The organism is Sphingobacterium paramultivorum, assembly GCF_014109745.1.
Taxonomy (GTDB): domain Bacteria; phylum Bacteroidota; class Bacteroidia; order Sphingobacteriales; family Sphingobacteriaceae; genus Sphingobacterium; species Sphingobacterium paramultivorum.
In genome coordinates this window covers 4020312-4033519 of sequence record NZ_CP058555.1, presented here as the reverse complement: position 1 = coordinate 4033519, position 13208 = coordinate 4020312, and the positions used below count along the sequence as shown (strand labels likewise).

Genomic DNA, 13208 nt, shown 5'->3' with positions numbered 1-13208 from the left:
AAATGGGCATAAAAAAAGGGTAAGCTACTCCTATCGCACCGCTCAACCAAATACCCTTGCTTTGTTCCCAACCTGGGGGAGTCAATGGGAGCTGGTCGTAGAAGACTTACCCGCCACAAAAGTAGAAAAAAAAACAGTTTTAGGAAAGAAAAAATGCTATTTTATCTTATGCTACTGATTATCATTGTAATAAATTGTATTTAGTAGTTGCTCATCGTACTATTTTATGGTGAAAAATAGTTGGTATCTGTGTAAACCAGCTAAAAATGGCGTAAAATAAGTGCTTGACGAAGTCCATTGGCTGTAATTGTTCTTTTGAAAACGTCGGAAGTAGAATAATCTGGCGTATATGAGATCGACTTTGAATAGGCTTAATAGTCTAATTTCCCTTATTCAAAGGCGATCTCATTTTTTGGACTACATTTTTTCTTGATTGTATTCGCCCAATAGGGAATAATAGCCAAATAAGCCGAGTCCAATGGAGATTATGGGAGTTAAGATGCACAGGATAATGATGCCAAATACGAGATCTTCCTGATGTCCCGTTGAAATCTTTGGCAGGGCCAGTTCAAAAATGGAGAAATAAGCAGTAAACAATGCTAAAACGATCCAAAGTATGCCGAGGAATTTTTTGAGATTATTCATGTGTTGCGGGAGTTGATTTGTTGTTGATATAGATACTACCAATGATAAAACATACAATGGCAATGATAATAGGGTACCACAAACCTGCAAGATAGAATTGCGGGGTATTGGATGCTTCAGCATTTGTCGTTAAGTATGTCGATACCGCAGGAAGGAGCCCGCCGAATATTCCATTTCCAACATGATAGGGTAAGGACATGGATGTGTACCGGATCTTTACAGGGAATAGTTCAACAAGAAATGCCGCGATGGGCCCGTACACCATTGTAATATAAATCACTTGTATAAAGATCAGAAAGACGAGCAGCATATAGTTCTTGCCTGCAAGATGGACTGTGGTTTTGGTCATTGGCTGTCCTTTGAGTTTTCCTGACTGATGTATCATGCTGGCTCTAGTAACTTCCGTCTGGTCCTCATATTGAGTCTTGATGATCGAAATGATTTCTGTTGTTTGCGGTCCAAGGGGGACCTCCGTTGTTTCGTTCACCTTGACTTTCTGTTCTGTATTGGAAAGTTGATACATGGATTCGTAAATCGGGCGGTAAGTCAATACGGCAAGTAACATCCCACCGAGCATAATCCATTTTCGTCCAATTTTGTCACTTAGCCACCCAAATACAACAAAAAATGGAGTTCCCAAGAGTAATGCGATGCCGAGGATGGTATCGGCCTGGTCAGATTGAAGGTGCATGACCGTTTTCATGAAACTCATCGAGTAAAACTGTCCGGTGTACCAAACAACGCCCTGTCCCATGGCTGCACCAAAAAGTGCGAGCAGCACAAATTTGAGGTTGTAGCGGTTGCCAAAGCTTTCTTTTAGCGGATTTGTACTTGTTTTTCCTTCCGCTTTGGCCTTGCTAAATTCGGGTGATTCCTTCATCTTCTTACGAATAAGATAGGAAACATATACCATGACTAAAGATAGGAGGAAAGGAACCCGCCATCCCCAAGAATCAAATTGTGATTCACTGAGAAAGCCTTTAGTAAGGAGGATGACAACGAGTGATATGAAAAGGCCAAAAGTAGCTGTTGTTTGTATCCATGATGTCCAATAGCCCCGCTGGCCCAATGGGGCATGTTCTGCGACGTAAGTTGCTGCACCGCCATATTCTCCTCCTAGGGCAAGACCTTGCAAGAGACGAAGGATCAACACGAGCAGCGGTGCCCAAAAACCAATACTTTCATAGCTGGGGATGCAACCTATGAGAAATGTTGCTCCGCCCATGAGCATTAAAGTAACCATAAACGTATATTTTCGACCGATAATATCACCTAGTCGCCCAAAAAATAGGGCGCCAAATGGTCGGACAACAAACCCTGCGGCAAATGTGGCTAGGGTTGAAAGAAAAGCTGCTGTTGGATTTTCAGCTGGAAAGAATTTGGTGGAAATTACAATGGATAGGCTGCCAAAAATGAAAAAGTCATACCATTCGATTAGTGTTCCCATGGAGGAGGCTCCGATGACTTTCCAGATACTTTTTGTATTGTTTTCGTTCATTAATTCTTGGTTTTTGGTTGGGTATAATTGTGAATTTTTATTACGCTCCGAATAGCATTTCGGCGCTGTTGCATGCTATGAAATGAGCTGATTTTTTTGAATTTCCGTCTGTCCGGCAGTTTTATACCGTTTTCCGGGTAGGGCGTGAATGAGTGACTGCATTTCAAGTTCCAATAGAATTAAGGCCAATTTACTTTGTGGCCATTTTGTGAGGTCAATCATGTGGTCTATTTCTAATTGACCCTTTTGCTGAATGAGTGTAAAAAGGAGCTGTTGGTCTTTTGTCAGTGTCAAAGGAAGGCTAAGCTGTTGGTCAACGGCTTTTGTGCTGATTTCCCAATTCATGAGGTATTCGAGATCCTGAAGACCTCTAATCATATGAGCACGGTTGGTTTTGATGAGGTAGTTTGTGCCTTCAGAACTTTTTTCATAAACGGCTCCTGGAAAGGCGCATACATCGCGATTGTAGCTGTTGGCAATTTCAGCGGTAATTAATGCGCCCCCTTTAATTGCAGCTTCTACGACAATGGTGACATCTGCCATACCGGCTATGATGCGATTGCGCATAGGAAAGTTACTGCGCTCAGGTAATGTGTTGGATGTAAATTCTGTCAATAAACCGCCTTGGTCTAGCATTTTTGTGGCAAGTTCGCGATGAGATGCAGGGTAAATTCGATCGAGACCATGCCCTAATACAGCAACGGTTGGAATATTATTTTTTAGTGCGTTGCGATGTGCTAAAGCGTCAATACCATAAGCAAGACCACTAACAATTAAGGTGTCTTTGGTACAATTCATGGCTTCTAGCAAATCTTCGCATATTTTCTGGCCATAATAGGTCGCATGTCTAGTGCCAACGATACTAATAACTTTTGCGCTGTTGAGTGGTTGGTTCCCTTTATAATAGACAACAAGCGGAGCGTCTTCACATTGCCGCAGCCTTTTGGGGTAATTTTCGTCTTCCAGCCATAACGCTTGTATCTGATGTTTTTCGATAAAAGCGAGTTCTTTTTCACAGGCGGACATATAGCTTTTATTGTATATTGCTTCGGCGATTGGCTCACGTATCCCAAGAATTTGCATCAAATCTTTTTTTGAGTACGCAAATAAGTCCGCTAAATCGTGACCTTGGTCAATGATGTGACGCGCTGTTCTAGGGCCAATCCCCTTGATTTTCGTCAAAGCTATGGGATAAATTAGTTTCATAATTGGGTTTATCTAAATATATGAAAAATATAACTAGCTGTTGTACTTTTTGTTAGAATTGCTCAGGCTTCTTGTATTTTTAGTAGAATTGCGAAGTTCTTAATCGGAGGAGATCACGTGCTTGCTGGAATACCCGCGGATTGTTATGGAATGAATGCAATTTTCCCGAGCTTATTTGAGATCGCGTGGGATGAAATATTGGTCAATTTTGGAAAGAAAGAAGAGGAATTGGTAACTTTGAACGATTAATGATATTTTAACTATGGAAATGAAAGAACCTTTTGATATCGAATTGGGGGATATAGTTTATTCTGTTTTCCCTGAGGAAGAAGATACGTATGTTATTTTTAAGGATGGTGTGGAATACGTAAAGATTATTAAAGACAATGATACAAACTGGTTGAAACTGAATCCAGAAACGGAACTTCCTATGTTCGGTATGGATGAAGAAGTCAATCTAATTGGCCTAGAAATTAAAAAGGAATTAGGTCTTTAGTTCCTTAAGTTAAAGATAGTTAAATACTTTTTAATTTTATTTATAGTTGGTTATTTTGGTTTATCAATTATAAATATGGTACGTATCGGATTTCTATCTTTATTGTTTTTCTGTGTCTACTTTTCATTTTATCGGCAGGGACTTTTTGCCCATCCAGCGGAATTTTATCATCAGGATACCATTGGGAAAAAAGGAAGTCAAAACGATACTTTACGTTTGGATACTGTTTCGATCAAACGTAAATCAGCAGCGGATAAATGGGAAGAAAAAAAGGAGGAGTATAAGTCGATCTTTTTCTGGGGTGATACGAAAAATATGGTGACCTTGCCTCATCAGGGGGGAATTGCTGTTAATCTGAACAAGCTTTACAATAAATTCAGTCGAAAGGGACGAAATTCGAGGAAGCTTCAACGTCAGTTTGAAAAAGAATACCAACAGGATCTGATTCGCGAGGAATGGTATCCTTTGACAGGGGAATACAGTAAGCTGTCGGGAGATTCTTTGCGCAAATTTAGGATATACTATGAGCCTTCCTTAAAGTGGCTTCGTGAGAATGATCGTTATGAGAAGATCGCTTATATCCATAAGTGTTTAACGAACTACCTCGATTCTGTAGACATTATCCATAGGCGACTTCAGTTTCCTATGGGTAATGCCAAACTTTAACTACATAGGTACGTATACCAGGTATTTTGTATCAAAGAAATCTTCTTTAAAGTAACCCGAAAGCGGGTGTAATTCTGCTTTGAGCTTAGATTCTTTGATCTCTTCGGAGAGATCTCCGCCTTTTAAGTAAAGAATTCCATTAGGGATACCGTTTTTATCTTTTTTTGCGAATTTATTCTGTATCCAAGGCGTAAATTCTCCAAGTCTTGTCACCGCACGTGATATGACAAAATCATATTTGTCGTCGAGTTGTTCTGCGCGAATATGATCTGCTTCGACATTTTGGAGACCGAGCCCAGCCGCAACTTCGCGTACGACTTTAATTTTTTTGCCGATAGAATCGACCAAATGGAATTTGACTTCAGGAAACATAATGGCCATTGGGATACCTGGAAAGCCTCCTCCGGTCCCCACATCCAAAATTTGTGTTCCTGGCGTGAGCTCTTGGACAAATTTAGCGATACCTAGCGAGTGTAACACATGGTGCAGGTAGAGGCTATCAATGTCTTTACGTGAAATGACATTGATTTGGCTATTCCAAAATGTATAGAGGTCGGCAAGTTTTGCAAACTGTTCTTTTTGAATATCCGTTAATTTTGGAAAATAGTTATAGATGATATCAACTGTTGGATTCAAAGCTTCATGTTTTAAAAGTGAATTATTTCCAGCTTATTTTTTTCTTTTTTCTGCTGAAGATGCCATTGATGCAAATATAGAAATAGTAGATGAAGTCTACCAAAGGCAGCCACCAAATCAGTTCCTTTACTTCTAGTTTTTTATAGATGTTGGCAAATATTATCCATTGTGCAATCAGCCTTAGCAGGTAGGCTGTAACAGGAACATACCAGTACATTGGAAAGGCAATCGCTGTTGCGATAAGTGCTATGTAAAAGAAGACTGCCGATACCAGCTGGGTGCCCAGCATGCGCTGATGTCGCTTTTTGTAAATAGTAGAGGCTCCTGAGTGTCTTGCTTTTTGCTTGTAATAGCTCCTCCAGGTCGCTTTGGGTTCCGAATAGACAATGGATTCGGCTGCCAGTGCAATGTTAACGTTGGTCGGATTTGCATTTTGGTTGACAAATAGATCATCATCACCCGATTTAATATGCATATGGGCAGCAAATCCTTTGTTACGAAAGAAAAGGTCTTTTTTGTAAGCCATGTTACGCCCTACTCCCATATAGGCATCTCCCTTTAGTGCATAGGAGAAATAACTCATGGCGGTATGGCTGGTTTCAAATCGAATCAATAGATTTAGCAAGCTCTTTTTCTTAAAATAAGGAGAATAGCCTAGTACAATTTCTGTTTCTGGTCTGAAAGCTGCTGCAATTTCTTTGAGCCATTGATCGGATTGTGGCGCACAATCCGCATCGGTAAACACCAGTGTCTGGTGCTTTGATGCTTTGATACCCATACTAACGGCAAACTTTTTACCATGTTTCAAGCGAATATGCTCTTTGATATCCACAATTTTTAAATGGGGATATTTTGCTTCGAAATCATGCAATATCCAAGGCGTATTGTCTGTCGAGAAGTCATTGACAACAATTACTTCAAAATTGGGATAGTCTTGATTCAGTATACTCGGAAGGAATTCAGGAATATTATCCTGTTCATTGTGCGCACAAATAATAACGGATAGCGGTGGGAATTCAGTTCCTTCTTGTACAGGTTCAATTTGATAACTACTCAATTTACTATATACAAATAAGATGTAGTACAATTGTATCAATAGGAAAAGACCCAATACTCCGAAAGCAATATATGGAAGATTGGCCAAAAATACGTGAAGGTCAAGCATAGCTCACAAAGATAAGTGCTTTCCGCAACTTTTTTATAGGGGAAAAATGATAATTTATTTTTGAAACATCCTGTTTGCAAATCTTTTTATAGTATTTTTGCAACGTATTCTAGGGATGAATCCGAGCTTGGGTGGAAATTAGGAAAGCTATAACGACTTTTTAAGTTGCAACTAGTTGAAAATGAGTTTTTAATTTTTTTTACTCCAAATGCCGATATCGCCATGTCCATGGCAAATCATCCTTTAAAATAGAAATAGTCTCAGAGGAAAAATATTAATGAAATTTACGCTACAAGCACAAGATAAGTTATCAAAAGCACGTGCAGGTGTTGTCGAAACTGCACATGGTCCCATTCAAACACCTATTTTTATGCCTGTTGGTACGGCAGGTACAGTGAAAGCAATTCATCAACATGAATTGAAGAACGATATTGAAGCGCAGATTATTCTGGGTAATACGTACCACCTCTATTTACGTCCAGGGTTGAATGTGTTGAATAAAGCCGGCGGATTGCATAAATTCAATGGTTGGGATCGACCTATTTTAACAGATTCTGGTGGTTATCAGGTGTATTCGTTGACAGAAGTACGTAAGATCAAAGAAGAGGGAGTTACTTTTCGTTCCCATATCGATGGGTCGAAACATCTATTTACACCAGAGAATGTAATGGATACGCAACGTATTATTGGTGCGGATATCATTATGGCATTTGACGAATGTACGCCTTATCCATGTGATTATGGGTATGCACGTCGTTCTTTGGATATGACCCATCGTTGGCTGAAACGCTGTGTAGATCGTTTTGATAGCACAGATCCGCTTTATGGGTATGATCAGACTTTGTTTCCAATTGTTCAAGGATCTGTTTACAAAGATTTAAGAATAAAATCTGCGGAGACTATTGCTTCGTTTAACCGCGAAGGAAATGCGATAGGTGGATTATCGGTAGGCGAACCTGCGGAAGAAATGTATGCTATGACCGAAGTTGTCTGTGATATCTTACCGTATGACAAACCACGTTATCTTATGGGGGTAGGAACACCGGTAAATATTCTTGAAAATATTGCTTTAGGGGTGGATATGTTCGATTGCGTTATGCCAACCCGTAATGCTAGAAATGGTATGCTTTTCACACAAAATGGTATTATCAATATCAAAAATGAAAAGTGGAAAGACGATTTTTCACCAATAGAAGCGGAGAGTGATCTGCATGCAGATCAATTTTATTCGAAAGCCTATCTAAGGCATTTGATTAAATCGCAAGAAATTCTTGGGGCACAAATTGCTTCTTTACATAATTTACATTTTTACCTTTGGTTGGTTAATCAGGCTAGGGAGCGAATCATTGATGGAACTTTCTACGATTGGAAAAACAAAATGGTGAAAATATTGGATCAACGTTTGTAAAACTAAATAGCTCAAGTAAAAAAATGCTGTCGTTAATCGATCGTTACATTATCAAAAAGTATCTAAGTACTTTTTTATTCACTATGGCGATATTTACTGTTGTCATGGTGGTTTTTGACGTGTCCGAACGATTGGATGATTTTTTAAAATATCATGCACCCCTCGATAAGATTATTTTTGAGTATTATGCTGGATTTATTCCCTTTTACTTAAACTTTCTTTGTCCGCTGATCAACTTTATTGCGGTTATTTTCTTTACATCCAAGATGGCGGATCAAACTGAAATTGTCCCGATTCTAAGCGCCGGGTATAGCTTTAACCGTTTGCTTCGTCCCTACATGATAGCAGCAACCCTAATCTTTGGCATTTCTTTGGTATTCAACATCTTTATTATTCCGAATACCAATAAGATGAAGGTTGATTTTGAAAATATCTACGTAAAGCCACCCAAGGATAACTCGAGGGTTTCTACCCACATGCAATTGGACAAAAACAGCTATGTTTATATAGACAATTTTGATAATACAACCAAAACAGGATACGGCTTTGTACTTGAAATTTTTAAAGGGGATACCCTCAAGGAAAAAATGATGGCTGACCGTATTACTTGGGACTCGGTGGCAACAAAATGGAAGATCGAAGGGTATACCAATCGTATTATCAACGGACTGCATGAACGCATGGACAAAGGAGCCGTTAAAGACACAACCTTGGATATGAAACCTTCGGATTTTGAGGTGCGTGATAATATGTTTACCGCCATGGATACACGCGAATTAAATATTCGTATCCATAAGGAGGAGATCAGGGGAACCGGAGTTATGAACGACTTATTACTTGAGAAATATAAGCGTTATGTGTATCCATTTTCAGCTTTTGTACTGACCTTGATGGGCGTTGCACTGTCATCCAAGAAAGTACGTGGGGGGATAGGATTGAGTCTTGGTATTGGTATCGCGTTAAGTTTTACGTATATCGTCTTTATACAGTTTGCAACTATGTTTTCTTTGAAAGGGGGACTGCCACCGTTGATAGCCGTATTAATTCCGAATGTTACCTTCTTTTTGGTAGCATTATACCTGGCGATAAAAGCGCCAAAATAATTTTTTGTTCAGTTTTCAATAACTTCAGTGAGCTTGCCTTATAAAGGGAAATAATAGGTAGTGCTCATCATTTCTATACAAATGTATTCTAGAGAATATGACTAAAATTCAATTAAATCGGAATATTCTAATTCTGCATTTAACAATACTTATTTGGGGATTTACCGGAATTTTGGGTAGCCTAATTTCCGTATCTGCCCTTCATTTAGTGTGGTATCGTGTTGCAATAGCGTCTATCACGCTGCTGATCTATTTCTTGGTAACCAAACAATCGATTGTAGTTTCGAGGAAACAATTTCTCCAATTTTTTATGGTGGGGGCCGTTGTTGGGCTGCATTGGGTATTATTTTTTTATTCAATCAAAGTATCTACCGTATCAGTGACATTGGTTACACTATCCTCGGTGACTTTATTTACTGCGATATTGGAGCCTATTGTGAATAAAAAGCGCATTGCGCTGTTGGATATTGTAGTTGGTTTGGTAATTATCATCGGTATTTATACGATCTTTTCTTTTGAAACACATTACCTCGTTGGTCTATTGGCGGGGCTTGGTTGTGCGTTTTGCGCGAGTATATTTTCTATAGCTAATGCGCGCATGGTTAAAAAATCGAGCCCAACCCTGATTACGTTCTATGAAATGATGGGGGCATGCTTCTGGATCAGCATATTGATGTTGTTTACAGGAGATTTCAATGCTGAAATGAAATTGGGGCAGCAAGATTTAATTTATCTGCTGTTGTTAGGTGTGGTTTGCACGGCGGTGGCCTATGTTATGGGGGTTGCTGTCATGAAGGAATTATCTGCTTTTACTGTTGCGCTGACAACCAACCTGGAGCCTGTTTATGGTATTCTGTTGGCGATGTTGATATTTGGGCAAAAGGAGACCATGAGCGGCGGATTTTATCTTGGAGCCTGTATCGTTTTAGGAGCAGTATTTACTTACCCCTATGTAAAAACCAAATTAGAGAATAGACAAAAGGATCTGGTTATTCGTAAATTGCATTAATTGAGACAGTGAAGTCAATTTATTGACTTCACTGTCTCTGGTAATCTACTGGAATGAAAATTCGCCAATCCCAATATTGCGCTCCTTATTGCGGTCAAGATAGATTGTAACGATTTTTCGTTCTTGCTTTCCACTACTATAGTAGGTATAGATTTCAGCCATAACAGCCGCTGGACCTGCTAGCGTCAGGGAACCATCGTTAAAGAAATCAACTTCAATTTTATATTTTCCTTTTAGTGCTTTTTTCAATAAAAATTGTTCAGGGCCATAGCCGCCAGTAAAGTCATTGCTGAGTCGACCCCCAATCGCTGTGGCTGGATTACTATAAAAGCATTTTTCTTGATTTGGATCAGTTACCCAAAGGTCTATATCGGTGTTTTGTGAATTCCAATTGATGACAACACGAATGTCAACGGGTAGATCCGCAATTAATTTTTTGTTCACGGTAACTGTGGAGCTTGCAGCTTTGTTTGCTTTAATGAGATTATTGATTTCCATAACCAATGTTTCTTCAATACCGTCATCGCGGTCGGCGGCTTCCGGGGAGTAGCTTTGGGTCAAAATCCCATATAATTGTTCTAGTGCTTCCTTGAACATACCTTTGTCTTGTAAGACAAGGGCATAATCGCGGTGGCTTTGTGGATCCATTGGACGCCATTTTAATACCTTAGCTGTAATGAATAGTGCATTGTCGTAATCTCCCCATTCCCGTAACTTATAAGAGATGGTTTTGTAGAGATCTGCATTTTCAATTTGTAAGTCTGCAAGTGCACTTAAAATGAGTAAGGCTTTGTCTCGATCTCCTCTTTTGAAAAAGAAGTTTGCGACATCAAAATAAAAAGTTGGCGTTCCCATATACTGATTCCGAAGTTGGAGATAGCTTTTGTAAGGATCTTTGGATTGAATAAGGTCCTGTAAATAGGCCTGGTCTTCTTTAATTTCGGGGATGCTGATTTTTCCACGTATGTTGTTAATGCTGCTTGCCGTTTGTAGGCCAGCTATACGTCCTTCTAAGGATTGAACAACAGCGAATTCCTGAAGAACGTCCTCAGATGCGGCCGCCCTCGCCAATTCGCTGGTTGCTGCATGGGCAGTGCTTGAATTGCTAGTTGCCGAGATGCTTTTCGCTAAGGTTCCGTCAGATGAACGCGATTCTAAGGCTAGCGTGGGAGCTGCAGGACTAGCTGTGGGGCGCGACGGAATGGGTGGAACAACAACATTTGGAGCGAGTTCTTCTTCGACAGCCATATAATCTGCAGATTGAAGCGACTTATTCCGTTTTGGGTATTTCTTTTTTTGCTGAAAATCGGTATTCCACCAGGACTGAAGCTGTTTGGTAATGTCTTGAGCCTGATCCAACAAGTCTGCTACACGTTCTTCCTTTGCTATGCTTTCTTCTTTTATGAGCCGATTGAATTCGGAAAGCAATTCGGCAGGTGGAGTTATTGCATAACGTATGTAATCTTCTACAGTTTCCAGTACAATTAAGCTGGTATTTCGGGTAACAATACCGAACTGTTTACCAAGGGTTTCAATTTCTTCACGATTGTCTTCGTATTGAAGATCCAGCGCTTCAATTTTCTTTTGTGCCCAGATCTGCTGTAGGTCAATTTCACCATGGTCAGGCTGCAGAGCTATACTAATCTCTTGTGGTGCTTGTTGCCCATCTCCTACAAGTACTGTGAGCTGCTTCAATCCGGGGCGTTTCCCTAAGCCTGCGATAGAAAAATTGGCTTGTATTGCGGAGCCTTTTTGAGGATAAACTTCCTCAAAATCATTTTTTTCTTTTATCCCCAGGTAAATCAGGTTTATCGTATTTATCTTATGATAAGCTTCAGTTATTGAGGTATTGGCTAAATTGATCATCTTTCCAATATGTTTTTGGGCAATTTGTTTTAGAACACCATAGTCCGATCCACTGGATGAAGTAATGCAATAGACTGGATTGTCAAGGCTCATTTTACTTTGACTAAATGTAGAAAGGCCGTCGCTAAACAGCAGGTAATTGCTGGCCTGTATTACACCTGCCTTTATTTGGCTATAGTCTGTACCACCATCGTAATCAATTCCTTTGATGTAGTTTTTGAGATCATTCCAATTACCTTGTCTTACCTGAAACGTATGCCCTTTTACAAAGCGGATGTCCAATAAGCCCAGATCAACAGTCATATTGGGGTTTTCTTTAAAAAAGAGATCTAATAGTGCGAGTTCCTTTTCTATATCTCTATTTTTACTGCTGAGCGAACGGTCCCATATAATTCCAATGCTGTGTCCCCATTTTTTCTGAGCAGGTTTTGTAGAGTTTACCGTTGCATTGGCAAGAAAGTAGAAGGTTTTATCGCCATTTGCTTGAAATAGGCCTGATGCTTCCCTGTTGTCTGTCGGCAGTTGAATAACTAAATTTCGTTGGGATTTAAACTGTTGTTTATGTAAAGAAGCTGTGTAATTGCTGTTATGTTGTGAGAATGCCAAAGAACCGTCTGGTTTTTCTGTGAAATCTGGCTTATGTGTGTCTTGAAAGACATGGATATCCAAGGCGAAATTTTCAATGGGGGACGTATAGTTTAAGGGTAGAAGATAGTAACGAGCCTGATCGGATTCTGTTGTCAGATTTTCCGAATAGCTAATCTGAACGGTGCGCTTCCCATTCGCTGGTAATGGGTAAATTCGAGTTCGGAAATTATTTCCTTCGACTTTTTCCAATAGACCCGGATCGACCCGGCGTGTTTCTATACTTTCAAATATTTCGGTTCCTTTATTTTTATCGACTGGAACTGCTTGGCGTAATTTGCCGTTTATATCTAAGGCGTAGCCGCTCACGGAGACACCTTCGGGCATAGGGAATGTCAACTCGCCCTCGAGATCGCGATTGGTCTTATTGTCGAAGACCATTGTCATCGTCGTTTTGGCTATATTTCCGAAGATGACGACATCTACTTTTAGGTCTGCCAACATCACCTTGTTTTGCTGGCCATCGTCATTTTTAATTTTTAAGCTGGGTATTTCGCGTGTAGTTCTGATCTGAGATTTCGTATCCACATTAGAAAATACCAAAATTATGCAAAGGGCAACTATGATCTTTTTCATCTTTCTATATTTAGTAGGTGAGGGCAGAGAATGTACTGTTGATTCGCTGCACAATTAGCTATTTATTTTTCTAGTGATGCAGGAAAATTCAAAATTCCATAACCGAGGGTATTTAATTTTTATAGGATGTTTTTTTACGAGAGATGCAGTTTATTTAAACTTATGTTAATGATTGGCTAATATCTGGCAATTATGTTTGCATCAGTATTCGGACAGCCAACCAAGCATAGATTGTTTAAACTAACCGTACTGTTTTATCAGATATGCAAGGCGACAGGAATAAAATTTG

The 13208-nt window shown here is 39.7% G+C and carries 11 protein-coding genes and 1 other RNA gene; 5 read left to right on the top strand and 7 right to left on the bottom strand.

Annotated features, from left to right (window positions below; genetic code table 11):
* Positions 1–14: 14 nt before the first annotated feature.
* The 4 genes from ffs to dprA all read right to left on the bottom strand — a co-directional run bounded on the left by ffs (position 15) and on the right by dprA (position 3349).
* Positions 15–112, bottom strand: an RNA gene (ffs, locus tag HS960_RS16960) — signal recognition particle sRNA small type.
* Positions 113–417: 305 nt separating this feature from the next.
* Positions 418–645, bottom strand: a complete 228-nt coding sequence (locus HS960_RS16955) for a DUF6814 family protein (protein ID WP_075991056.1) — start codon at positions 643–645, stop codon at positions 418–420.
* On the bottom strand, positions 638–2143 hold the full coding sequence (locus tag HS960_RS16950; RefSeq protein ID WP_159730534.1) for an MFS transporter: 1506 nt from the start codon (positions 2141–2143) through the stop codon (positions 638–640). The genes HS960_RS16955 and HS960_RS16950 overlap by 8 nt, the downstream gene beginning before the upstream one ends.
* Positions 2144–2218: 75 nt before the next feature.
* Positions 2219–3349, bottom strand: a complete 1131-nt coding sequence (gene dprA / locus HS960_RS16945; RefSeq protein WP_182330133.1) for a DNA-processing protein DprA — start codon at positions 3347–3349, stop codon at positions 2219–2221.
* Between the two features lie 262 nt (positions 3350–3611).
* Between dprA and HS960_RS16940 the strand changes: the two genes are divergently transcribed.
* Complete coding sequence (locus HS960_RS16940) at positions 3612–3845, top strand: hypothetical protein (protein ID WP_120333516.1); 234 nt, start codon at positions 3612–3614, stop codon at positions 3843–3845.
* Between the two features lie 75 nt (positions 3846–3920).
* Positions 3921–4511 (top strand): hypothetical protein, encoded by a 591-nt coding sequence (locus HS960_RS16935; RefSeq protein ID WP_153846045.1) that lies wholly within the window; start codon positions 3921–3923, stop codon positions 4509–4511.
* On the opposite strand, the gene rsmG is transcribed toward HS960_RS16935, so the two are convergent.
* Together rsmG and HS960_RS16925 are read right to left on the bottom strand one after the other, a co-directional pair.
* Positions 4512–5147 carry a 16S rRNA (guanine(527)-N(7))-methyltransferase RsmG gene (gene rsmG / locus HS960_RS16930; protein WP_153846044.1) on the bottom strand — a complete coding sequence of 212 codons (636 nt, stop codon included), beginning with the start codon at positions 5145–5147 and terminating at the stop codon, positions 4512–4514.
* A 22-nt stretch (positions 5148–5169) separates the two neighbouring features.
* On the bottom strand, positions 5170–6312 hold the full coding sequence (locus HS960_RS16925; RefSeq protein ID WP_159730528.1) for a glycosyltransferase: 1143 nt from the start codon (positions 6310–6312) through the stop codon (positions 5170–5172).
* A gap of 277 nt (positions 6313–6589) precedes the next feature.
* Between HS960_RS16925 and tgt the strand changes: the two genes are divergently transcribed.
* From tgt to HS960_RS16910, 3 genes are all read left to right on the top strand, one after another.
* Positions 6590–7720, top strand: coding sequence for a tRNA guanosine(34) transglycosylase Tgt (tgt, locus tag HS960_RS16920; protein ID WP_153846042.1), 1131 nt, complete (start codon positions 6590–6592; stop codon positions 7718–7720).
* Between the two features lie 26 nt (positions 7721–7746).
* Positions 7747–8823: an LptF/LptG family permease gene (locus tag HS960_RS16915; RefSeq protein ID WP_153846099.1), complete on the top strand. Its 1077-nt coding sequence runs from the start codon at positions 7747–7749 to the stop codon at positions 8821–8823.
* Between the two features lie 97 nt (positions 8824–8920).
* Positions 8921–9832 carry a DMT family transporter gene (locus HS960_RS16910; protein ID WP_153846041.1) on the top strand — a complete coding sequence of 304 codons (912 nt, stop codon included), beginning with the start codon at positions 8921–8923 and terminating at the stop codon, positions 9830–9832.
* A gap of 45 nt (positions 9833–9877) precedes the next feature.
* On the opposite strand, the gene HS960_RS16905 is transcribed toward HS960_RS16910, so the two are convergent.
* A complete protein-coding gene (locus tag HS960_RS16905; RefSeq protein WP_182330131.1) occupies positions 9878–12919 on the bottom strand; it encodes a VIT domain-containing protein in 3042 nt (1013 codons plus the stop codon).
* Positions 12920–13208 lie beyond the last annotated feature (289 nt).

What these genes read in the sequence shown, in the direction of transcription:
- HS960_RS16955 (WP_075991056.1), bottom strand. Translation starts at nt 645, where the DNA reads ATGAATAATCTCAAAAAATTCCTCGGCATACTTTGGATCGTTTTAGCA.
- HS960_RS16950 (WP_159730534.1), bottom strand. Translation starts at nt 2,143, where the DNA reads ATGAACGAAAACAATACAAAAAGTATCTGGAAAGTCATCGGAGCCTCC.
- dprA (WP_182330133.1), bottom strand. Translation starts at nt 3,349, where the DNA reads ATGAAACTAATTTATCCCATAGCTTTGACGAAAATCAAGGGGATTGGC.
- HS960_RS16940 (WP_120333516.1), top strand. Translation starts at nt 3,612, where the DNA reads ATGGAAATGAAAGAACCTTTTGATATCGAATTGGGGGATATAGTTTAT.
- HS960_RS16935 (WP_153846045.1), top strand. Translation starts at nt 3,921, where the DNA reads ATGGTACGTATCGGATTTCTATCTTTATTGTTTTTCTGTGTCTACTTT.
- HS960_RS16925 (WP_159730528.1), bottom strand. Translation starts at nt 6,312, where the DNA reads ATGCTTGACCTTCACGTATTTTTGGCCAATCTTCCATATATTGCTTTC.
- tgt (WP_153846042.1), top strand. Translation starts at nt 6,590, where the DNA reads ATGAAATTTACGCTACAAGCACAAGATAAGTTATCAAAAGCACGTGCA.
- HS960_RS16910 (WP_153846041.1), top strand. Translation starts at nt 8,921, where the DNA reads ATGACTAAAATTCAATTAAATCGGAATATTCTAATTCTGCATTTAACA.
- HS960_RS16905 (WP_182330131.1), bottom strand. Translation starts at nt 12,919, where the DNA reads ATGAAAAAGATCATAGTTGCCCTTTGCATAATTTTGGTATTTTCTAAT.